The organism is Halomonas sp. H33-56 (assembly GCF_040147035.1).
In the GTDB taxonomy this organism is placed as follows: Bacteria; Pseudomonadota; Gammaproteobacteria; order Pseudomonadales; family Halomonadaceae; genus Halomonas; species Halomonas litopenaei.
On record NZ_JAMSHP010000001.1, the window covers coordinates 3,013,531 to 3,035,563 of the forward strand.

The window sequence follows — 22,033 nt, forward strand, 5'->3', positions numbered from 1 at the left end:
CACCCTCCCCCGGCTATCTGACGGTGACGCGAGACAGCTCTTCACCGTCTTCGCTCATCACGTGGGTGGAACAGGCCAGGCACGGATCGAAGGAATGCAGCGTGCGCAGGATCTCCACCGGCTCGTCCGGCCGCTCCATGGGCGTATTCAGCAGTGACGCCTCGAAGGCGCCGATGTTGCCCTCCGGATCCCGCGGACTGCCGTTCCAGGTGGTCGGCACGATGCACTGGTAGTTCTCGATCTTGCCGTCCTTGATGCGGATCCAGTGGCCATTCATGCCCCGGGGCGCGGCAACCATGCCGACACCGCGAGCCTCCTGGGGCCAGGACGCCGGGTCCCACTTCTCGATATTGGCGGTGGCCAGGTCGCCGGCGCGGATGTTGGCGATCAACTCATGCCAGTCATCGAGCATCATGGACGCGCAGTAGTGGGCTTCCAGGGCGCGGGCCAGGGTACGGCCGATGGTGGTCGGCAGCGCCTGCTTCGGCGTCAGACGGGTGCCGGCGAGCTGATTCAGGGCGGCCAGCGACGAGTCCACCTGGTCGATCACGAAGTCATTGCCCTGGGCGTAATTGAGGATGTAGCGCGACAGCGGTCCCACCTCCATGGCGTGGCCACGCCAGCGTGGTGACTTGATCCAGGAGTACTTGGCGGCCTCGTCGATCTCCTCGATCCGGGTGCGGGTGCCGACGGTGCCCTCGCCCAGTTCGTAGTGGTGCTCGGTCTCGCCGTCCCAGGGGTGCAGGCCACGGGACTCGTCGGCGTAGCGGTACCAGGAATGGGTCACAAACTCCTGGATCTGCTCGGGGTCGGTGGGGTCCACCTCGTGGATCTCGTTCCAGTTGCCGCCGAGGATGGCGCCCCCCTTGAGCTGGTCGGTGGACTTGTCGTAGTTGACCTTGGAATAGTCGCCGTAGTCCATCACGTTGGTGGCGGACAGTCCCCCGCCATACAACCAGCCCTTGTAGAAGCTGGCGATGGCGATGACGTCGGGGATGTAGACGTTCCTGGAGAAGGCGAAGGCTTCCTCCATACGCGCACGCACGAAGTTGAGCCGCTCAATGTTGAGTGGCGCCCCGGCCGCCAGGTCGCCGTCGATATTGATGGCGCAGGGCACCCCGCCGACCATGTAGTTGGGGTGGGGGTTCTTGCCGCCGAACACGGTGTGGACCTTGACGATCTCCTTCTGCAGGTCCAGCGCCTCGAGATAGTGAGCGGTCGCCATCAGGTCCGCCTCCGGCGACAGCCGATAGGCGGGGTTGTCCCAGTAGCCGTTCTTGAAAAGCCCGAGCTGCCCAGACTCGATAAAGGTCTTCAGGCGATTCTGGACGTCGCGGAAATAGCCCGGCGACGACAGCGGATGGTTGGGGCCGGTCAACTGCTGCAGTTGCGAGGTCGCCCGCGGGTCGGCCCTCAGCGCATTGACCGGGTTGACCCAGTCCAGCGCGTGCAGGTGGTAGAAGTGCACCACGTGGTCATGCCACTGCAGCACCTTGGCCATCATCTCGCGGATCAGGTGGGCGTTGCGCGGGATGCGGATATCGAGAGCGTCCTCCACCGCGCGCACCGAGGCCAGCGCATGACAGCCGGTGCAGACGCCGCAGATGCGCTCGACAAAGGCCCAGGCGTCGCGCGGGTCACGGCCCTTGAGGATGACCTCGAGCCCGCGCCACATGGTGCCGGTGGACACCGCGTTGCGGATGATGTTGTTGTCATCCACGTTGACCTCGCAGCGCATATGCCCCTCGATGCGGGTCACCGGGTCGACGACGATACGCCGTCCGCTTCTGTCCAGATTGAACCCGTTAGGGGTGTTGATCTGCGTCATCAGGCTTCCTCCCTGTTGGCTGACGACTGGCGCTTGACCTGCGCCCGTTTCAAGGCGCTGACGGCGGCGTGGACCGCCACCGCACCGCCCACCCCGGTGGCCACAACGCCGCCGATCTGGTCGGCGTTGGCCTCGATGCCGAACTGGTGCACGTCCTGCAGCCGGGCGTACCAGGAGCCCTTGTCCCAGAAGCCGTCTTCGGAGCAGCCGATACAGCCGTGGCCGGCCTGGATCGGGAAGCTCACGCCCTCGTTCCAGCGGATGGTCGAACAGGCGTTGTAGGTGGTCGGGCCCTTGCAGCCCACCTTGTACAGGCAGTAGCCGCGACGGGCGCCCTCGTCATCGAAGGACTCGACGAACTGACCGGCGTCGAAGTGCGGCCGGCGGTAGCACTTGTCGTGGATGCGCTGGGAATAGAACATCTTGGGCCGCCCGGTGCGGTCGAGCTCCGGCAGCCGGTCGAAGGTCAGCATATAGGTGATGACCCCGGTCATGACCTCGGCGATCGGCGGGCAGCCCGGTACCTTGATGATCGGCTTGTCGGTGATGACCTTGTGCACCGGGGTCGCCCGGGTGGGGTTGGGGCGCGCGGCCTGGACACAGCCGTGGCTTGCACAGGAGCCCCAGGAGATCACCGCCTTGGCGTGCTCTGCGGTCTCGCGCAGCTGGTCGACGAAGGGCCGCCCACCGACGATGCAGAACATGCCGTCCTCGTTGAGCGGCGGATTGCCCTCCACCGCCAGGATGTAGTTGCCCTTGTAGCGCTCGATGGTGTCGGCCAGGGCGGCCTCAGCCTGGTGCCCCGCGGCCGCCATCAGGGTGTCGTCGTAGTCCAGCGAGATCATCGACAGCACCACGTCCTTGACCAGCGGATGGGCCGAACGGATGAACGACTCCGAACAACAGGTGCACTCGAGCCCGTGCACCCAGATCACCGGCGTGCGCGGCTTGGTCTCCATGGCGTGGGCGATTTTGGCGGTGTAGGCAGGCCCGAGCCCCAGCGCCGCCGCCGTGAGTGAACAGAACTTCAGAAATGAGCGACGCGTGACCCCCTGTCGCCGCATCACGTCGTAGAAGGTTTCGATGGGCTCCATCGGCAACGACTCCCCTGTCGTGGTCCTGGATCTCGCCACCGGCGTGATCCCTAGATCTGGAGGCGGCCTGCCCTCGCTACGGCCAAGGCCAGAAGCCGACACGAGGCCTGCACGCCAGACCATCCAGATCGCCTGTTGTTGTTTCCCTCAACTACAGGGCAAGGCCCGTGCCAGATTGCGGGGAGTACGTCTTTTCAAACACTTGGCGCACTTGACGACCACATGGCGGTAGCGCCCTTTCCAGCGGCCTCCGTCACGCCAGCACAGAACTCGCGCTACACGGCACACAGGTGGTAGCCGGCTTTCCAGCGCGGTGCGCTGTCGCCGCCGTGGCCTACACGGCGCCAAGTGCTTGACAATAAGCCGGCAATCCGTAGAATACGGCGCCATCCAAAGGCTACGTAGCTCAGTTGGTTAGAGCACATCACTCATAATGATGGGGTCCCCTGTTCGAGTCAGGGCGTAGCCACCAGATACCGAAAGGCCCGTCGATCATCGATCGACGGGCCTTTTCGTTACGCCTTCCTTTGCAACGGTTCAACACCGACACAGAAAAAACAGAGCGCCTGGCGGTTGCCCGCCAGGCGCTCTGTGGTCATCGTTTCAGTCTTTCAGCAAGCGTGCTGCAAGCGCTGGACCTACACCAGTTCGGCGCTGTTAAAGAAGGCCGTCAGCGCACGGGTCAGGTGTTCCACATCCTGACTGCCGGCGGTCTCGCGGATAGAGTGCATCGCCCACTGGGGCACCCCCACGTCCAGCGTCGGCACACCCAGCTCCGTTGCGGTGATGGGGCCGATGGTGCTGCCACAGCCCATGTCCGCCCGGGTAATAAAGGTCTGCACCGGCACCTCTACCTTCTCGCACAGGTCACGGAACATCGCCGCCGTGGCGCTGTTGGTGGCGTAGCGCTGGTTGGCGTTGGTCTTGATCACCGGGCCCGCGTTGAGGCTCGGGCCGTGCTGGGCGTCGTGCTTATCCTTGAAGTTCGGATGCAGCGCGTGGGCGTTGTCGCAGGAGATCATCCGCGAGGACTGGATCAGGCGGATATAGCCTTCCTCGGTGCCCTCGCCGACCTGGCCATTCACCCGCTTGAGCACGTCGGCGAGGAACGGCCCCTGGGCGCCACAGGCGCTGGCGCTACCCACCTCTTCGTGGTCATTGGCGACCAGCACCATGCCCTGCTCGCCGTCGGCGTCGAGCATCGCCTCCAGGCCAATAAAGCAGGACAGCAGGTTGTCCAGGCGGGCGCTGGCGATCAGTTCCTTGCCCACGCCCACCAGCGACGGCGGCTGCAGGTCATAGAAGCCCAGCTCGAAGTCCAGCACCTTCACCCCGGCCAGACCGTGCTCCTGCTCCAGCCAGGCCAGCAGCAGGCGATCGAGATCGTCGTCCTTGCCGCCCTGCAGCACCACCGGCGCCATCTGGGTCTGGGCATTCATCGCCTTGCCGTCGTTGGCTTCCCGATCCAGGTGGATGGCCAGGCTCGGGATGATGGCGATGGCCTCGGCGACGTTGAGCAGCACGCCCTCGACGCGACCATCGGCATGACGGACATGCAGACGCCCGGCCAGGCCCAGGTCACGGTCGAACCAGGGCGCGAGCAGTGCCCCGCCGTAGACCTGCACGCCAAGCTGCAGCCAGCCCGCCGAAGTCTGGCCGGCGTGGGTCTTCAGCCTGAGATTGGGGCTGTCGGTATGGGCGCCGACCATGCGCAGACTGGTGACCGGCTGGCCCTTCGGCAGGTTGACAGCGATAATCGAAGAATCGTTGCGGGTCACGTAGAAGCGGTCACCGGGAACCAAATCCCAGCTATCGGTCTCCAACAGACGACGGTAGCCGGCGTCCTCGAGCCGCTGAGCCATGTTCGCGGTGGCGTGCCAAGGGCTGGGGGAACGGTGAAGAAACTCAAGCAGCCGACTGAGCCTTTTGGCGCATCCGGCATCATCCTTTGGCAAGCACTCCTGTGACATGGGCGTCCTCTGTTGCATGATAGTGTGGTTCAAGGATTGACCCTAAATGTCGCACAACGGCAAGGGTCAAGGATTGACATCAAGCTGCTACAATGCGAATCCGGTCCAAGGGACCCGCCGACCGAGTCGGTGTCAGACCGACGAGTGTACACGAATCCTGGAGTGCTTCATTGATGAGCCTGATTGAGTCTGCGGGTCGCGCCCTGGCGCTGTCCCTGCTGATCGCGGCCCCTACGGCGCTGGCTACTCCCACGCCCGGCGACGACCAGCGTCAGGCGGCCATGGAGGTGGCCGAATCACTACGCTACGGCCACTACGCGGACGTGAGGCTGGACGACCAATGGTCCAACCGCGCCTTCCAGCGTTATCTGGACGTGCTGGACGGCCAGCGTGCCTACTTCGTGCAGGACGACGTGGATGAGTTCGCTGATCTGCGTACCGGCATGGACGAGGCAATGCTCGAAGGCTCCCTGGAGCGGGCCTACGACCTCTACGAGCGCTACCACGATCGTGCCGAGGCGCGCCTTGAGTGGATGCTCGACGAGATCAACCACCTCGACATGAGCTTCAACGGCGAAGGCCGCCTCGAACTCGACCGCGAGGACGCCGCCTGGGCCGCCTCCCAGGCGAGCCTCGACGACGTGTGGCGCAAGCGCCTGGCCAACGCCGCCCTGACGCTGTCGATCAGCGGCCAGGAAGACGACGAGGTCATCGACACCCTGCGCGAGCGCTACGAGACCCAGAAGCATCGCCTCGAGCAGACCAACGCCGAGGACGTGTTCGGGCTGATCATGGCCGCGGCCACCGGTACCGTGGACCCCCACACCGAATACCTGTCGCCGCGCCAGGGCGAGTCCTTCGACATCCAGATGCGTCTCTCGCTCGAAGGCATCGGTGCCCTGCTCCAGGCCGACGGCGAGTACGTCAAGGTCGCGAGCCTGGTGCCCGGTGGCCCAGCCGAGAAGGACGGCGCGCTCAAGCCCGCCGACCGCATCATCGGCGTCGGCCAGGAAGGCGAAGACATCGTCAACGTGGTCGGCATGCGCCTGGACGACGTGGTCGAACTGATTCGTGGGCCCAAGGGCTCCGAGGTGCGCCTCGAGGTAGTGCCCGGTGAAGCCGTGGACATGACCCGCTCCACCGTGGTCGACATTACCCGTGACACCGTCAAGCTCGAGGATCAGGCGGCCAGCAGCGAAGTCATCGAGATCCAGCGCGAAGACGGCGTGCACAAGGTCGGCGTGATCGAGGTGCCCGCCTTCTATGTCGACTTCGACGCCTGGCAGGCCGGCGAGGAAAACTACCGCTCCACCACCCGTGACGTTGCCGCCGAGGTCGAGAAGCTCAAGGCCGAAGGCGTCGAGGGCATCGTGCTGGACCTGCGCAACAACGGCGGCGGCGCGCTGCAGGAAGCCAACTCGATGATCGGCCTGTTCATCGACCGTGGCCCCACCGTGCAGGTACGTGACGCCCGTGGCCGCATCAGCCTGTACGGCGACACCGACAGCGGCACCCTGTATGACGGCCCGCTGGTGGTGCTGGTCAACCGCCTGTCCGCCTCGGCCTCGGAGATCTTCGCCGGTGCCATCCAGGACTATGGCCGCGGCCTGATCGTCGGCTCCAACACCTTCGGCAAGGGCACGGTGCAGACCCTCAACGACCTGAGCTACGGCCAGATCAAGCTGACCCGCGCCAAGTTCTACCGCATCTCTGGCGAGAGCACCCAGAACCGCGGCGTGAAGCCGGACATCATGTACCCGAGCCTGCTCGACCCCGAGATCATCGGCGAGAGCGCGCTGGACAACGCCCTGCCCTGGGACACCGTGCGTGACGTCCAGTACCGCAGCTACGGCACCCCGCGCCAGTACCTGAAGGACCTGCGCGTCCGCCACCAGCAGCGTGCCGACGAGCACCCCAACTTCCACTACCTGGAACAGCGGGCAGAGCTAGCGAGCCGCCTGCGCGAGCAGCACACCAGCGTCAGCCTGAACCGCGAGCAGCGTCAGCGTGAAGCCGACGCCCAGGACGCCGAAATGCTGGCTCTCGAAAACGAGCGCCGAGAAGCCCTCGGCCTCGACATCCTCGAGGAATGGGGTGACGCCCGTGAAAGCGGCGACGACACCGACCTCGCCGACGAAGAGACCGAAGAGGAACAGCCCGTCGACCGCGCCGAGGTCGAGGAGTCAGCGGAAATCCTACTCGACTTCGCCGAACTCGGCCCGAGCTGGCAGTACGCGGTAAAAGGCTAAGCGGCGAAAGAAACGAGTAGCCGCAAGCTAAACGAAAAAGCCGGGGCATCGAGCCCCGGCTTTTTTTATTGAAGTGGTCTGAACTCAGTCATCGTCACCCTAGCGACGACCAGTCCTTCTCACTCTTCTCTCCCTCAAAAGCCCCATCGCGACCAGGAGTTCAAGCAAGGCGAAGCCCACAAACGCCGCCCCATAGACCCAGCGAACCTGGCGCTGCTGCTCTTCAGTCGGAAACAGCTCCATCGAGCCGTGCAAGAACCCCGCACCGCTCAGCAGCATCAACACGAGCAACAGCACCGCAATACACCAGAGTAGGATTCTCACCTTCATCCCGCCTTGTTTGTCAGCCGCAGCTGTCAACATTGTTGCCAATGCGCAGACGGCTACGCATAGTGGAAATAAAAGCGAAAATCAGAGTGACGATGATGCAAACACGATACGATCAGAACGCTCCCAAACAAGCCAAAAATCTCAGCATAAACAGTGACTTGCTAAAAAGGGCCAGGAGTATTAATGTCAACCTCTCAGCCAAGCTAGAGACAGCACTGGAAGCAAAGCTCGCCGAAAGCGCAGCAGAATAATGGCAGAGGGCCAACAGCAACGCTATCAGAGCTTACAACGATACTATCGCTGAACATGGCTGCTTCGCCGGAGAGTACAGGACATTCTAATGCCCCAGTTCGACGTGTACGCTAACCCCAGCGCGTCGACGAAAAGGGTGTACCCTTACTTTCTGGACATATAGACTGACACGGCTCTATAGGGTATACATCACGAGTCCTGATCATAAAAAGAAACTTCAATGACATAGTTTTTTCTGACTAGATGCCTCTTTTCCAATCTCCCATCTATCGAAGCATCTGCTAATTTACCATCGAAGCCAACTGATCCGGTTTTTTTATTAGAAAAAACCGTCTTCTCCTTCAAAATTAATGATGCCTTCGTGCACCTCCCAACCTCTCTAGAAAATATAATCGACTGCCAACTCGGCTCAAAACTTACCCACGAATATTCCTCATGACAAATACGCCTTGGATTTTTATTTTTCAAAGGATTTAAAACAAATTCTCGCTGACGCCCGCCCATCATAATATTAGAGCTTTCATGATTAACCGAGGCGTTCGCTCCAAAAGCACGGCTACCTACTACAGTATCAACACCAAGACTTAAACTAGCATCGAGATCGTCTTGCTCGCTAATCGCTATACTGGTAGCCCCCAAATTAACAAGCAACCTAATAAGTTCTGCCTCTCGTTCTTCAAAAAGTATTTCGTCAAACTTTTCCTCAGGTATATATAGCTCTCTTTTTTCCTTGATCCCACAATTGGCCAGTGGATGTAGTCTATAGCTACAGCCCACTCTAGGATGCCCCGGCGGGAAATTGAAACTTAAGCTACTTGCCATATCGGCAGTTATTGCATGGTTGACAAGAAAATCATAAACCTCCTTTTCTGCAACTTCCATTTTAACACTATCTTCTTTGCTTTCTGGTGGCATAGAAAAGAGATTTGATAGCGCTATGGAAGACACCCCCATGGTAAGAAGACTTAAGGGACCAGAGTAAAAGGACGCAGCAGCGATAAGCAAAGAGGTCTTCTTTGACGCGCTAATCCTCTTCAAATAACTTATCGAGCTTTCACGATCTTCAGCCCCAGCCATAGTGAAATTGCTAGTATACGTTTCTTTATGTATATTAAATCTTGAGGCTGGGGGAATTTGAGATTCGCTTTCGACAATGTAGATAAAATCTATTTTATTACCCATTACAAACAACCCCTGAAAATTTAAAAATAAATCAAAAAAACAATAATAGAAAATCAATAAAAACCGCATTACCAATACACTAAATAACCGATTTTTAAATAAAACTTTGAAAAAACAGTGTAACAAACATTAGAAATCAAAAATTAAACCATTGCGTTTAATTAAATATTGTTCCCTTAAACTCCGCGTGGCTAACCTTCAGGGTGCTCGCGGTGCCACCTCACGGGTCAGGCGACGACGAACAGTAGATTCGAAATAACGAAAATAAAAAGCGATGCCCACGAGGTGCGTGCCTCACCGGTGAAGTTGATTTGCATCAGGGATGCCCTAGCGGCTTAGCATAGCGCGACACTAACAAGTTTAGTCACCAACAAAGGACGGTCAACGGGTCGGGCTGATAATCCATTTTTATGATTTGACTTATATCTGCGGCGATGACAGGTAGGCCAAGCTCAGCGACTCCTTGGTCTCCCGCAGACCGGAAACATATTGCTCGCGAATGTCATGGGGACGGGCCTGGAACCTGTTTTCCATGCTGCGCAAGGCCTCTTCGATCTGCTAAACGATGTGGCCGTGCTGGCGAGCCACTTTAGCGATAAAGGTCTCGCCTTTGAAGATATCCATGACGACAGCAGGTTTGCGCCTCTAAGTCCAGCGTTTGACTATAGGTGCGTTGCTCATCGCTTCCTCCTTGTGGCTGCACTATACCTGCAAACTCTGGAGGGGGAGCAGTTCAGAGCGTCGTGGAGCATGGGAGATATTCAATACTGATCAAGGGTGTCAGTTCACCCCAAAGTTTTCACCGTCGTATTGAAGGAACATCGTATAAAGATCAGCATGGACGCCAAGGTCGGCTATCAGGGCAATATTTTCATTGAGCGACTTTGGCGCGGCCTAAAGTACGAGAGTATCTATCTGCACGCATTCTCCGACGGAAAGCAACTGCGCAAGGAGTTGACGCAATACTGCTTCTAATACGCTGAACGGCCTCACTAAGGTTTTGATTATGCGACTCCACATAACGTCTACTTCTATCAATCACTGGCACACCCGGCCTGACCCCAATGACATACTGATTCGGGCTTAGATGACCTGTCTGGTGGTCCGACGAAGGGGATTCACATCAAACCATACACCTAGCGTTCAAAAAAGCCATCAGTTCTATAGTACATTCGAGATAAGAATATCCGCACACTCGACTACCCAATTTTAGTACTTTAGCGATCGATATAGGTATCTAACGTGGCCAGCATGAGCTGCTCTATATAGTGGAAGCGTAGCCGCAACGGAAAATCTTTATAACTCCCTACGACTACCAAGTAGTCATAGAGCAAGAAGGTCCCATCTCTCTTTATATACACTTAAAGGATCCTCGAATTTCCTCATGTTGGAATCTTTTCGCTCGCTACCATCACGCTTTTTACCCATGAGCCAGTTCGCATGACCTTCAGTGATACACCTCGCCACATATTCACTAGGGACTATATGAAAAGTAGGTCTATTACCCAAATCATGCAGTCGCACAAAAATATAAAAGTGAGATTCCGACACAAAGGATTCAGACTTTTTGCTAAGTATCCATGAGGACTTTCCACTACTATTTGTTTTTACTTGGATGGTTACTGTATTATTAGCATTGGAATCGCTCGCAATTATGTCGATACCACGACTATTTCTTAGCGATATAGAGGCAATATTCCCCCGTGCGGAGAGCTCTGCGGCTACAAAGTACTCACCAGCAACACCCACCAAAGTACTTTCAAGTTTCTGATTCACGTTACACACCTTAACACACGAATTTTAGGAAGGCTTTGATCGCAGCGAAAAATCTTTCCGATAACATCCAATTATCATATCATCAACCTAAACACTAATCTTATAAAAAGGCTCTATCGACGCTTTTCCTATTACCTTTCCGGAGAGTTCCCTAGTCATTACCTCTTCAAAGATCTTTACAACTGAATCAGCTTCAACTTGGTTTGTATGCTGAAATAATACAGCATCATGCATTGGTATTAGTATTTGCACTCCATCAAGTTCAGAAAGTTCTAACAGAGCTCTCTTGAAAATATATGTTGCTGTGCCTTGAATAACATGATTGACTGAGGTCCTTTTCTCCTTGTCAGTTAGCTCAGTATCTGTGCATCTGTTTAAATAATTAGCTGATATAGTAGAAATTTTTCCATTTTTCAAGAACTCATCATTAATCGTTTTTTTCCAAGCTTCAAATACAGAAAAGCTAGAGAAATATTCGCGCGCATTTTTCGTATTTCCTTCCAACTCATCAACAGAGCCGACTATATTTTCTAGCGACATCCCATACACATAAGAAAGAAACAGTGTTTTAGCAGTTTTTCTCATTGCTTTATCATTAAACAAATGAACAGCAAGATCGTTATAGGCATCTCCACTTTCATATATATTCTTCATTACTGTATCTGATGAAATGGCGGCCATAATGCCAACTTCAAACTGGTCATAATCTACATAACAAAGCGACATCCCTTCATCGGGGATAAATATATTACGATATTTTTTAGATATGTTCTGGAGGTTAGGTGACTTGTGGTATATTCTCGATGTTGAAGTCCAGTGTGATTCAACTATCGGTCTCAATCGATTGTCACTAGATGAAATAGAATTAAAAACCCTATATGTTTTATTAGTTTTCCGAAGACTTCGTAGGTCATCAGAGTAGCCATCACGAGAAGGTAAAAAATCAAGTAAAAACTCAAGGCTATAATCTTTTACGTTATACCCTAGCTTAACCAATTTCTCTCTTAAATCACCTTCACTGGGAAGTTCGTAAAGCACCTGGTGCTTCTCAGCGAAAAACTTAAGCTGTCGATAGAAATCCAACTTAAGATTGGCTTTGTGCTCTCGAACGATTCTATTGTCTACTCGAACACCTCTGCATGCTGAAAGCGTTAGCTTGTTAAAAATAGGAAGCTCCAAACTATAGAACCTTCCTATTTCTCCTGAATTTGACGCCACAACTGATACCTTTTCAAAGTACTCTGCTAGCTTATGAGAAAAAAGCATGTATACTTCATTAACCAACTCTTTACGCTGATAATACATGTCTATATAACTATCAAAGTCACCGGCAACTTGGAATAGTGGTTTGATAGTATTGGATACGTCCCACGGTTGAACTTCACCGGCTACAGCTTTAACTCCAATCGCTATCTTTGACAGTAGAACGACATCAATAACTTTTGATGGCAAACTTCTATGTTTTTTAAACAAAGAACTGGAAATCAACCAGAAGTCATGAGTCACAACGAAGCAATCAAGTTCAACAACATCTCTTGAGGAAACTTCGGCGAATGCTTCACCATCATATATAAAATATCGATCCCTTCCTCTTTCAGAAAAATCTTTCTGGTACGTGAAATATACAATTCTTCCCTTACTCATACGGCGATAGCTCATCATATATTTCATCGATAAGTGTAGTGTTGAACTCCCTTAAATACACCGTATCTCCTCGAAAATTCTTATTTTCCTGTAGTCTAGCTACAGTCCCACGTAGACGATATCCGACCTTACCGAACATGGGCTTCAGTTTTTCCTTTGGCGTGTTCTGAAGCGCAATTAAAAAGCACCTTTGGTGCTGATAAGGCCACGTTCCATCAAAATCCTTGATGAATTCTTCAACTTCACCTTCAAGCCCAATGGCAGCGAGGTATATAAAACACGCGGCGACCTCAGGGCAATTAACATCATGTCTAATCAGAAATTTACAGTGCTTCACTAGGTTGCTAGATTCGAACCTCTTATATGCAAGTAGTAGAATAATGTGATAATTTTGCCAGCCATGTATAGCGACATCTTTGTTCATAACGAAATTTGCAATTGATTGATTTTGAGCACTAGACAAGTCCAAATCCATCAGCAACTTACAAAACTGATCAGTAGATACTGGCTGCCTATCAAATTCACGAATTAGAGCGTCCGCAATCTCACATGCCAAAATTGATTTAGAATCAAAAAGGTTCGAGGAAATCAATGTCTTAAATCGATTTATGCAGTAACGGAAAGGGCGACTCTGTGTTTCCCCCTCATCTAGTTGTTCTTTCAAAAAATCAAATAACAATGGTATCGATCGAGCGATCACTTTCCTACTCCTAGATCTCCACATTGTATCTATGAGAGTCATAGTATCATCCGAACTTGGAAAGAACTCTTGGATATTTTCACTATACTTGTCAAGTATTACTGTTTTCTTTGAATTTATATTCAGTCCAAGTTTTCTTAATTCAAAAATAAGATCATTGAGTGCCCTTTTGGCTTGATGCTCGCCAGAACATATTATTCTAATATCATCGACATAGCGAAAGTAATCATACCCCTTTTCAACCATGCTTTTGTCAACGGCATCTAGTACTACATTCGCAATAAATGAAGATGCATCTCGGTTCTGTGGTAAACCATGCCTCTCACTGTAACACCACTTTTCGAGCAACATTCTTAGCGTACTTACTGCACTTCGAATCTTGTTTTTATCTGCACCACTTGCTTGAATGTCGGATATCATTTCAACAAACGCTTCCTCAATAGCGTCTATCGATATTTGTTCAAAATAGTTGAGAAGATCAGTCACTAAAAGTGTTTTATCATCGACTATCGCAAGATGGCTAATATTCTCGAACGAATTCCAAAGTTCGATTCTATGCTTGAAAATATACTTCTCTTTACCATACTTATTGTATCGATGACTGAACACTCGATTTGATAAGAGTGGATCAAAATAAGGAATTAGGTAGCTACAAATCGCCTGATATAAAAACCTATCATAAAAGTCTAATTCCAATGTGTACCTTAGTCCTAGAGCTCTTTTTGGAACATCATATATAGCCTTATGCCCGGACTTGTACTCGCCATGATTTATTTCAAGATTTTGCGTAATAATTTCATGAAGACTCCTCCTATTTGATAGAAGATCCTCATACCGCACAGCATCATAGAACCAGTCATCCCGCATATCTTGACGGAGATGCTTTAGTGTAGCTCGTATATTGATTGGAAACGCTAGCAGATTTTTTTCGATATCATGTGTCACAGAACACCTACAACTTTTATAGATAAAGCACCAAAGCATAACAACCCATTGAAATATAGTATTACTATTCAATGGAATGCTCATTTCGCTTCTGCACGATCCTGCCTGGATTGTTTCTTAAAAAGTCTGCGCGTAAGCAGCGATCTTTGCAGGCTAGGCATACCATTGCCTTGAAGCTGCTGGGCAACTTGTCGTAGAGGGTGCAAACACGGCGTAGCTCTTTGATCCAGCCGAAACAGCGGGCGGTCTCAATGAGCAAGTGCAACACCTGATCGATCAGGTACGCTATCGCTATGACTCATTGCTACCACCACCTTACTGCTGAAGAACGTGCCACCATCATGCTGATGCGTGAAGGTCACTCGATACGCTCCATCGCCAAGTTCCTTGGGAGAGCTGCCAGCACGATTTCTCGAGAACTGGCTCGGCATGCGATACCTTCTCATGCTGGCTATGACGCCAGTCTGGCGGGTTTCAGGGCCACGCTGACGCGACATCGAGCACGACGACAATCTAAGTTGCGCCTTGGTACGCCTCTCTTCGATCTGGTGACCTACCTGTTGCGCAAGTACTGGTCTCCTAGGCAGATAGCCATCACACTGAAGCGCATGTATCCAAATGACCCTACACGTCAGGTCTCCCACGAGGCCATCTACAACGCGCTCTATGTGATGCCCCGAGGCTCGCTGAAAAAAGAGCTCATTGCTTGCCTTCGGCAGGGGAAGGGAAAGCGGCGTCCACGCAGTCATGGCAAGGATCGTCGCCGCCAAATTCCTGACTTGGTCAGTATTCATCTCCGGCCGCCTGAGATCGAAGATCGGTTGATGCCCGGGCATTGGGAAGGCGACCTCATCATGGGGGCCAGCAACCGTTCTGCCGTAGGCACGTTGGTTGAGCGCACGACACGCTTCGTCATCCTGGTGAAAATGGATGGTACGACCGCGACGGATGCGATGGTCGGCTTTAGTGACAAATTGAACCGTGTTCCACGCTCACTACGGCTGTCGATGACCTACGACCAAGGGAGCGAGATGGTCAAGCATGCCGAAATAACCCAACGTACCGGGACAGCCATCTACTTCGCCGATCCACACAGCCCGTGGCAACGTGGGTCTAACGAGAATACCAATGGTCTGCTTCGACAGTATCTGCCCAAAGGAACGGACCTATCGACCTACACCCAGGAGGAGCTCGATGAGATCGCAGACTCACTCAATACCAGGCCTAGAGAGACGTTGAACGCCAAGACGCCTCTGGAGGTATACGCGGAGGTTCTCCAGAAATCAGTGCCCCGATCTCCGGCACTCCAATAGTGTTGCGCTTGTAGGTTGAGACCGCCCCTATACCTCGCATACACATAACGCCGCATTAAGGTGTGAGCAGCGCTTGGCTATACTTGAGCGAAGCGAAACTGCCAAGCGTTACGAATCACTCTTAAATGCTTTGTTATAGATATTATTTGGTTAGATCTTTAACAATACCCCAAACCCCAAATGCGATGGATGTTATCAAAGCAATGCCAGCAACCCACATAGCCTGACCATGTCGCCTTTGATCTTCAGATTTGAATTTATTGTCAACGAGCTCCTTCAAAGAAGCACTTGGCAATATAAAATTGCCTATTTTTGTATTTACGAATCTACTTAAAGATGAAGGAAGCTCGACAGTGGTTCCATTACTGTGCTGGTTACCTATCGCTATTTTTTTAGAATTGGCACTACCTACGAAAGAAACGTAACCATTTTCTTCTAATTCCGTTAATAGCTGAACTAGAGTTACTGTCTCTATTAGCCCATTTCTACAAACTTTTTTATCAAGCGAGTCTACTGATACGTATGTTTTACCTGCTGCCGGGTCAGCCAAAATGCTTTTATTGCTGGTGTGACCAAAAAATTCGTCTTCAAAAAATGAATTTAGCAAAATCATACCTTCGTCTCGAAGTTTCTTTGATTTAACTAACTTACTAAGAATGGCTTTCTCTTCCTTGCTGAAGGTTCTCATTAAAACTCCTAAATATTTATAACATTTTTATTCAACGGTATGCTCATTTTCTTCCTCACAAACCGGTCTAGGTTGCAGCCTATACCTTTTAATTCTACTGTAACCTTTTCCCTTTACGGCGGAGTAATCCGTGATAAAACGTGCATGCTCATGTTCAAAGCGCGTATGCTAAAAATCGCTCTTCAGCGATTGCAAAGCCATTGATTGACCGTAACTTTAAAGCGCCTGTGCGCAATAAACACGCGCTCAGATACATCACTTCGAGCGCGCCTTTAAATCCTATGCCAGGTTTCATATACACAGATGAATACTTCACCCAGTGAAACTGCGCAGGCATATTGCCAGTCGAAAGGCACACCTGCCCTTCACCTATGAACTACCGAACAGGCACGCTACCGCCCCAGCGGCCACACGACATGACCACCCAGCGCGACGAAGGCCGCTGTGCGATCACGAGTACGGAAGGAATTGAGGGCGGGTAACCGAAACGGCAGCACGCTGCCATACAGGCGGCAAGTAGCCTGCATTGAACGTCAGATTAGCGTTGGCTGGTCATCCCTTGGCCATAGTCGGCTTTCCTATCCCGGCGCATGATCGTTGTTTTCGTGCTCGTAGCGGCACTGTTTATTGCTTGGCATTGGCCATTAGCAGCAGAATAGACAAAAGATGTGCGGAATGGGAACGAATTTACGCGTTTTTTGGCTTAAGTCTTACAAACTGTTGAATTTCGGAAACTGCTTTTTGAACGCACTTGCTCGAATAAAATTCGGGGATAGAGATTTGAAGCTGATAGGACTGCCCCAGCCCGCGCGAGCAAGCGATCACTCGCATATGGCGGATGGGTGGTATAGCTTGTTCAGCTCGGCGCTAGGTAACCGCGATGCGTTTTTGATCCACCACAGAACCTTGCCGCCATTGACCGGAACGGCTCCGTGCGTCTGTGAGGCAACGTTTCGAGGTATCGCTACCAGGAAGCGTATTCACGCCCAGCGCGGCAAGCGGTCCTGGGTTGCCATACTGAGCACCAAAACGAGCCAATATACGTGAATACGTCAGAATGAGCTGCGAGGCTTCAGATGGATACCCGTATACAGTTTCGTATCGATCAAGAGACTAAGCGCCTAGCCCAGCAGATGGCAGAGAGCCAGGGGCGTACGCTCAGTGGCGCCTGCAGGGAATTGGCAGAACAACTCGCCGAGCAACAGCGCCAAGCAACAGCGCCAAGCAACAGCGCCAAGCAACAGCGCCAAGCAACAGCGCCAAGCAACGTCACACCATGACTGGTTATCGCTTCAGGTCAAGCGAGCATTTGACAGACTCGAAGCCGGTGCAGCGACCTTTGTCGATCATGAAACCGCAAAATCCCGGATGGCAGAACGAAAGTCACGGATCCGCGCCCGTGACCTTGCCCCGGTAATCGGCGATTCCAAGGGAAGAAGAGGGTCTGACAAGGCGTGAAGCCATTTTCGACTTCCTCTACCAGTTCAATCCTGTGGTCGCCGAACGGACTGATGGCCTGATCGAGGAAAGGGCAGAACTGCTGATGCTGCAACCGCTACTCGGCGTAGAGCGCCAAGGTATTCCTGGTCGCTTGCTAATCCTTCCGGAAGTATCGCTTCTGATCTCCTATCAGTTGGCAGGCTCAGATATCCGGATCGTGCGGGTCCTTCACCAAAAGCAGCAATTCCCGCCCGCCGATTGACGGCTAATCACTCTCTGACCGCAAAGGCTCGAAGCGGACGTAGCTTCTTGGCTCGTCTGATGGACGGAGTCAGCCGGCCCCACCCCTTCGCTCGATATCCGTTAAGCGTCATTACCTCACCTGCTCTGCATCCTGCCCATCAGTGTCTCGCTATCACGCCCTTGGCTGGCCGGCGTCGCCTGCCGCACCTGGCTCACCTACTAGCCGCTCTCGGTGTCGACATCGGCGAGGGGTTGGTCCTCGGCCGCGGGGTTGGCGTACTTCATCCAGGTCTTGCCGAGGTGGTTGCGCAGTTCGTTGCCGACCTGCTTGCCGTCGCGGGCTTCCAGGGCGGCCATGATGGCTTCGTGCTCGTCCATGGCCACGGACCACTTCTCGTTTTTCAGGTTGGAAAGGTAGCGCACTCGGTAGAGCTGTCGGCTCAGGGTGGCGTGGATCTCGATCAGGGAGTTGTTGCCGGAGAGCGAGACGATGCGGTTGTGGATCGCCTGGTTCAGGCGAAAGTAGTTCTGGCGGTCGCGGCGCAGGAAGGCGGCCTTCATCTCGAAGTGCAACGCCTGTAGCTCGGCGATGTCGTCGTCGCTGGCATTGGCGCAGCAGAGCTCCGCGGCGGACTGCTCCAGTACGCTCAGCACGTAGGCCTTTTCCTGTACGTCCTGGGGGCTGACGTCGGCGACCACCGCACCCCGGCGTGGGGAGATGACCACCAAGCCTTCTGCTGCGAGGATCTTGAACGCCTCGCGCATGGGGGTGCGCGAGACGTCCAGTTCTTCGGCCAGCTTGCGCTCGGGCAGCCGCTGCCCGGGCTGGAAGTGATCCATCACGATATGTTCACGCAGGTAGTTGGCGACCTTCTCCACCAGTCCTTCGCGTGCGTCCACTGCCGCTTCGTCCATCGTTATTGCCGTCATGGTCTTCGATACCTAAAGAATGGCATACCGTTTTTTGACGGGCAAACATTTGCGCGGTTTGTCTCACTGCATTTATTTGTTGTTATTCAACGATATAACGCGCATCTTTCGACATATTCGACCAAGGTCTATGCCCCAATCGTTTGACCATCAAAATGGTATACCACTACATTTCTCTGCATCTTGATCCCGCCCGATCCTTCCAGACCGAGGCCTTCAACCCGCTCAGGCAGCCCCCGGCAACGCGCCAGCGGTGGGCCAGGCCAGCACGGAGACGCTCTACGACCATGAATTACCTTCACCACTTTGATACCGCCACCACCGTCGAGGCATGCGTCGCGGGCGCTGGCGATTTCGGTCGCGGCATCCTCCGTCAGGCCCAGCAGATGCCTGGCATGAACGCGCGTATCGCGGTGGACATTAGCGCCGAGACGGCCGCCCAGGCGTTCGAGAAGGCCGGCATTCCGGCCTCGCAGATTGCGGTATGCCAAACGCAGGACGAGGCAAGCGACGCCTGGCAGGCGGGCAAGTTTGTCGCCTGTGGCGATCTCGAAGTGGTCAAACACCTGGATTTCGACATCCTGGTGGAAAGTACTGGTATACCAAACGCCGGTGCCACCCACGCGGCCAGTGCACTCAAGGCCGGCAAGCACGTCGGCATCGCCACCAAGGAAACCGAATCGGTGGTCGGTCCCTACCTGACCCGCCTCGGTAACCGCCATGGTCGCCTGTTTACTCCGCTGGACGGTGATCAACCGAGTCTGTTGATCGGCCTGGTGACCTGGGCCCAGACACTGGGCTTCGAGATCATCGCCGCCGGCAAGAGCAGCGAATACGACTTTGTCTGGGACGAGGCGGATCAGGCGATCTGGTGCAACGGCACCCGCTTCGACGCCCCGGACATGGCCGAGCTGTGGACGCTGCCCGAGGGCGACGAGCGCAGCGTGGTGCGCGCCCGTGGCGAGCACTTGAGCGCCATTCCGCAGATCTCCGCACCGGACCTGTGCGAGATGACCAATGTCGCCAACGCCACCGGCCTCACCCCCGACCACCCTGCCTTCCACGCCCTGGTGCTGCGTACCCATGAGGTGCCGACCCTGCTGGATCTGGAAGGCAACGGCGGCGTGCTCTCCGGCACGGGGCGTCTGGAGGTGTTCAACTGTCTGCGCCGCCCGGACGAGCTGAGCTTCGCAGGTGGTGTCTTCGTGGTGGTGCGCTGCGAGGATGCACACGCCTGGGAGGTGCTGGACGGCAAGGGCCATATCCTGAGTCGCAGCAAGAAAAGCGCCATGGTCTACCTGCCGCGCCACCTGCTGGGCCTGGAAGCGCCGATCTCGCTGCTCGACGCCGTGCTCAAGGGCCTGCCCTCCGGCGGCGGCCAGGCTACCCGCCCGGCGGTTGACCTGGTCGCCCGGGCAACGGTGTCACTCAGCAAGGGGCAGGAGCTCGAGATGAAGGGCCACCATCGCCACATCGCAGGCCTTCAGCCCGAGGTGCACCCCGCCGCTGCGCTACTCGATGCCACCCCGGTGCCCTTCTATCTGCTGCCCGGCGCCGTCCTCAAGCGCGATGTGGCCGCCGGCGAGTTGATCAGCGTGGCCGACGTGCAGCTGCCCGACTCCACCTTGCTCCACCTTCGCCGCGAGCAGGACGCGATGTTCTTCTCCACCGCCGAATCTTCCTCCGAACCGGCCTGACGTCATGTCAGGCCACCTGGCAACCACTGGGCAGATGCCCATGCTAAACCACAACAACCACCCCCAGGAGAACGCCATGATCACCCGAAACGCGATCATCACCGCCAGCGCCCTCGGCCTGTCGCTCGTCGTTGCGAGCCCCGCCGCGCTGTCCGCCGACGAGGCGGCCGACTTCCCCTCCAAGCCGCTGCAGTTCCTGGTCGCCGCCGGCGCCGGTGGCGGCACCGATAACTTTGCGCGCACCATCAAGCCGCTGCTTGAAGAGGCCATGGACACCCGCGTGACGGTGGTCAACCTGCCGTCCGCCTCCGGCGCCCTGGCCCACCAGCGTACCGCCAACGGCGACGCCGACGGCCACACCCTGGACTTCGCCTCCTCGACCCTGGTCACCTCGCTTGCCGCCGGCCAGAACCCCACCGGCCTCGACCAGCTCACCCCGGTGGCGCGTATGCAGTCCGACGTGATGACGCTGATCGTCGATCCGGACAAGTACGCCGACTTCGACGCCTTCATGGAGCACGCCAAGGCCAACCCGGGTCAGGTCATCATCGGCGGCACCCACGCGGCCAGCCCCGACCGCATGGCCTTCCTGTCGTTCCGTGACGCCACCGGCCTGGACATCAGCTTCATTCCCTACGACGAGGAAGGCAGCGTCGCCGCCAACGTCATGGGCGGCAACATCGATGGCCTGTTCGGCGAGATCAGCTCGGTGCTGAGCTATATGGAATCCGGCGAGATGATGCCGATCCTGGTGTTCGCCGAGGAGCGTCTGGAGAACTTCCCGGACATCCCCACCACCGTCGAGAACGGCTGGGACCTGACCGACGGCAACGAGCGTGGCATCTTCGTCCACGCCGACACCCCGGACGCCATCGTCGAGAAGCTCGAGTCCACGCTGAAGAGCGTCTACGACTCCGAGACCTACCAGGAGTACGAAGAGCGGGTGAACCTGCACTACCGCGAGGGCTGGCTGGGTAGCGACGACTACCGCGAGAAGCTCGAGCAAAACCTGGAACTCTACACGCGGCTTCTGGAAAACACCTGATCCCGTGGACTGGCGGGCCGGGTACTACCCGGCCCCTCACCTTGCGCTGACGGGACTCGCTCCCGCTGGCCCGCCGTGAACCGAGCCTCACCATGCATACCAAGTTCACCGTCTTTGCCGTCCTGCTGCTGGTACTGGCCGCCGTCACCCTGGTGCCGACGCTTGATTTCCCGAGCTCCGAGGACGTCTCGACCTTTATCGGCCCGCGCCTGTGGCCGCTGTCGCTGTTGCTCCTGCTGATCGTGCTGTCGGCGACCCTGCTGGTCTCCACCCGCATGAGCCAGGCCAAGGAGCGTGCCAGCGACGCCGAGGCCAAGGCTTCGATGGAGAAAGCCCCAGCGACTGAACCCGGCCAACAGGCTGACGCCGGCCAGGACAGCGCCACCGACAACGTCACCGACAGCACCACCGAAGCCGCTGGCGTTGCTCTTGACCCTGGGTTTCTTGCCGCCAACCGCCACTGGTGGCTGATGGGCACCACCGTTGCCTACACCCTGCTGATGCCGGCCATCGGTTTTTTGCTGGCCACCGTGATCTTCACCCTGGCCTGCACCCTGCTGCTTGGCGCGCGCCACTGGGCGGCCCTGCTTGCCACCGTGGTCATCGCCGTTGCGCTGATCCAGGGCGTGTTCTCCACCCTGCTGGGCATCCCCTTGCCATGACACCCAGCCGGTACGATTTTCCACCAGTATTTCGCGGGAGCTGAC

General features: G+C 55.2%; 16 protein-coding genes, 1 tRNA gene and 1 pseudogene. 8 read left to right on the plus strand and 10 right to left on the minus strand.

Annotated features, from left to right (window positions below):
* Positions 1–13: 13 nt before the first annotated feature.
* Both NFH98_RS12865 and NFH98_RS12870 read right to left on the minus strand, forming a co-directional pair.
* Positions 14–1,828: a nickel-dependent hydrogenase large subunit gene (locus NFH98_RS12865; RefSeq protein WP_349622815.1), complete on the minus strand. Its 1,815-nt coding sequence runs from the start codon at positions 1,826–1,828 to the stop codon at positions 14–16.
* Positions 1,828–2,922: a hydrogenase small subunit gene (locus NFH98_RS12870; protein WP_253029420.1), complete on the minus strand. Its 1,095-nt coding sequence runs from the start codon at positions 2,920–2,922 to the stop codon at positions 1,828–1,830. Before NFH98_RS12870 ends, NFH98_RS12865 begins: the two co-directional genes overlap by 1 nt.
* A 395-nt stretch (positions 2,923–3,317) precedes the next feature.
* Between NFH98_RS12870 and NFH98_RS12875 the strand changes: the two genes are divergently transcribed.
* Positions 3,318–3,394, plus strand: a tRNA-Met gene (locus NFH98_RS12875).
* A gap of 166 nt (positions 3,395–3,560) precedes the next feature.
* Here NFH98_RS12875 and NFH98_RS12880 read toward each other — a convergent pair.
* The gene (locus NFH98_RS12880) at positions 3,561–4,892 is read right to left on the minus strand and encodes a M18 family aminopeptidase (protein WP_349622816.1); all 1,332 of its coding nucleotides are present in this window, start codon (positions 4,890–4,892) and stop codon (positions 3,561–3,563) included.
* Between the two features lie 173 nt (positions 4,893–5,065).
* Here NFH98_RS12880 and NFH98_RS12885 point away from each other — a divergent pair, with 173 nt between their 5' ends.
* Positions 5,066–7,141 (plus strand): carboxy terminal-processing peptidase, encoded by a 2,076-nt coding sequence (locus NFH98_RS12885; RefSeq protein ID WP_349622817.1) that lies wholly within the window; start codon positions 5,066–5,068, stop codon positions 7,139–7,141.
* Positions 7,142–7,240: 99 nt separating this feature from the next.
* Here the strand turns inward: NFH98_RS12885 and NFH98_RS12890 are convergent, their stop codons facing one another.
* Positions 7,241–7,465, minus strand: coding sequence for a hypothetical protein (locus NFH98_RS12890; protein ID WP_349622818.1), 225 nt, complete (start codon positions 7,463–7,465; stop codon positions 7,241–7,243).
* Positions 7,466–7,566: 101 nt separating this feature from the next.
* Between NFH98_RS12890 and NFH98_RS12895 the strand changes: the two are divergent.
* Positions 7,567–7,812 (plus strand): annotated as a pseudogene (locus NFH98_RS12895) (type II toxin-antitoxin system CcdA family antitoxin).
* Between the two features lie 100 nt (positions 7,813–7,912).
* On the opposite strand, the gene NFH98_RS12900 reads toward NFH98_RS12895, so the two are convergent.
* The 4 genes from NFH98_RS12900 to NFH98_RS12920 form a co-directional block, all read right to left on the minus strand.
* Entirely contained in the window at positions 7,913–8,974 is a 1,062-nt protein-coding gene (locus tag NFH98_RS12900; protein WP_349622819.1) for a hypothetical protein, read from the minus strand.
* A 1,254-nt stretch (positions 8,975–10,228) separates the two neighbouring features.
* Positions 10,229–10,681 (minus strand): hypothetical protein, encoded by a 453-nt coding sequence (locus NFH98_RS12910; RefSeq protein ID WP_349622820.1) that lies wholly within the window; start codon positions 10,679–10,681, stop codon positions 10,229–10,231.
* 87 nt (positions 10,682–10,768) lie between these two features.
* Positions 10,769–12,340, minus strand: a complete 1,572-nt coding sequence (locus tag NFH98_RS12915) for a DNA polymerase (RefSeq protein WP_349622821.1) — start codon at positions 12,338–12,340, stop codon at positions 10,769–10,771.
* Entirely contained in the window at positions 12,318–13,970 is a 1,653-nt protein-coding gene (locus NFH98_RS12920; protein WP_349622822.1) for an RNA-directed DNA polymerase, read from the minus strand. Before NFH98_RS12920 ends, NFH98_RS12915 begins: the two co-directional genes overlap by 23 nt.
* A gap of 293 nt (positions 13,971–14,263) precedes the next feature.
* On the opposite strand from NFH98_RS12920, the gene NFH98_RS12930 reads away from it, so the two are divergent.
* The gene (locus tag NFH98_RS12930; protein WP_349622823.1) at positions 14,264–15,283 is read left to right on the plus strand and encodes an IS30 family transposase; all 1,020 of its coding nucleotides are present in this window, start codon (positions 14,264–14,266) and stop codon (positions 15,281–15,283) included.
* A 142-nt stretch (positions 15,284–15,425) separates the two neighbouring features.
* On the opposite strand, the gene NFH98_RS12935 is transcribed toward NFH98_RS12930, so the two are convergent.
* Positions 15,426–15,971 carry a hypothetical protein gene (locus NFH98_RS12935; RefSeq protein WP_349622824.1) on the minus strand — a complete coding sequence of 182 codons (546 nt, stop codon included), beginning with the start codon at positions 15,969–15,971 and terminating at the stop codon, positions 15,426–15,428.
* Positions 15,972–17,433: 1,462 nt separating this feature from the next.
* Between NFH98_RS12935 and NFH98_RS12940 the strand changes: the two genes are divergently transcribed.
* The gene (locus tag NFH98_RS12940; protein ID WP_348828136.1) at positions 17,434–17,673 is read left to right on the plus strand and encodes a type II toxin-antitoxin system RelE/ParE family toxin; all 240 of its coding nucleotides are present in this window, start codon (positions 17,434–17,436) and stop codon (positions 17,671–17,673) included.
* 200 nt (positions 17,674–17,873) lie between these two features.
* Here NFH98_RS12940 and NFH98_RS12945 read toward each other — a convergent pair whose 3' ends face one another.
* Positions 17,874–18,584, minus strand: coding sequence for a GntR family transcriptional regulator (locus tag NFH98_RS12945; protein ID WP_261395451.1), 711 nt, complete (start codon positions 18,582–18,584; stop codon positions 17,874–17,876).
* Between the two features lie 287 nt (positions 18,585–18,871).
* On the opposite strand from NFH98_RS12945, the gene NFH98_RS12950 reads away from it, so the two are divergent.
* The 3 genes from NFH98_RS12950 to NFH98_RS12960 all read left to right on the plus strand — a co-directional run bounded on the left by NFH98_RS12950 (position 18,872) and on the right by NFH98_RS12960 (position 21,988).
* A complete protein-coding gene (locus NFH98_RS12950) occupies positions 18,872–20,281 on the plus strand; it encodes an NAD(P)H-dependent oxidoreductase (protein ID WP_348826717.1) in 1,410 nt (469 codons plus the stop codon).
* Between the two features lie 76 nt (positions 20,282–20,357).
* Positions 20,358–21,326: a Bug family tripartite tricarboxylate transporter substrate binding protein gene (locus tag NFH98_RS12955; RefSeq protein WP_045994607.1), complete on the plus strand. Its 969-nt coding sequence runs from the start codon at positions 20,358–20,360 to the stop codon at positions 21,324–21,326.
* A 92-nt stretch (positions 21,327–21,418) separates the two neighbouring features.
* Positions 21,419–21,988: a tripartite tricarboxylate transporter TctB family protein gene (locus tag NFH98_RS12960; RefSeq protein ID WP_348826718.1), complete on the plus strand. Its 570-nt coding sequence runs from the start codon at positions 21,419–21,421 to the stop codon at positions 21,986–21,988.
* Positions 21,989–22,033 lie beyond the last annotated feature (45 nt).

Coding starts and splice junctions, on each gene's coding strand:
- NFH98_RS12885 (WP_349622817.1), top strand. CDS start 5,066: ATGAGCCTGATTGAGTCTGCGGGTCGCGCCCTGGCGCTGTCCCTGCTG.
- NFH98_RS12900 (WP_349622819.1), bottom strand. CDS start 8,974: ATGCGGTTTTTATTGATTTTCTATTATTGTTTTTTTGATTTATTTTTA.
- NFH98_RS12935 (WP_349622824.1), bottom strand. CDS start 15,971: ATGAGAACCTTCAGCAAGGAAGAGAAAGCCATTCTTAGTAAGTTAGTT.
- NFH98_RS12930 (WP_349622823.1), top strand. CDS start 14,264: ATGACTCATTGCTACCACCACCTTACTGCTGAAGAACGTGCCACCATC.
- NFH98_RS12880 (WP_349622816.1), bottom strand. CDS start 4,892: ATGTCACAGGAGTGCTTGCCAAAGGATGATGCCGGATGCGCCAAAAGG.
- NFH98_RS12945 (WP_261395451.1), bottom strand. CDS start 18,584: ATGACGGCAATAACGATGGACGAAGCGGCAGTGGACGCACGCGAAGGA.
- NFH98_RS12870 (WP_253029420.1), bottom strand. CDS start 2,922: ATGGAGCCCATCGAAACCTTCTACGACGTGATGCGGCGACAGGGGGTC.
- NFH98_RS12865 (WP_349622815.1), bottom strand. CDS start 1,828: ATGACGCAGATCAACACCCCTAACGGGTTCAATCTGGACAGAAGCGGA.
- NFH98_RS12950 (WP_348826717.1), top strand. CDS start 18,872: ATGAATTACCTTCACCACTTTGATACCGCCACCACCGTCGAGGCATGC.
- NFH98_RS12955 (WP_045994607.1), top strand. CDS start 20,358: ATGATCACCCGAAACGCGATCATCACCGCCAGCGCCCTCGGCCTGTCG.
- NFH98_RS12960 (WP_348826718.1), top strand. CDS start 21,419: ATGCATACCAAGTTCACCGTCTTTGCCGTCCTGCTGCTGGTACTGGCC.
- NFH98_RS12915 (WP_349622821.1), bottom strand. CDS start 12,340: ATGAGCTATCGCCGTATGAGTAAGGGAAGAATTGTATATTTCACGTAC.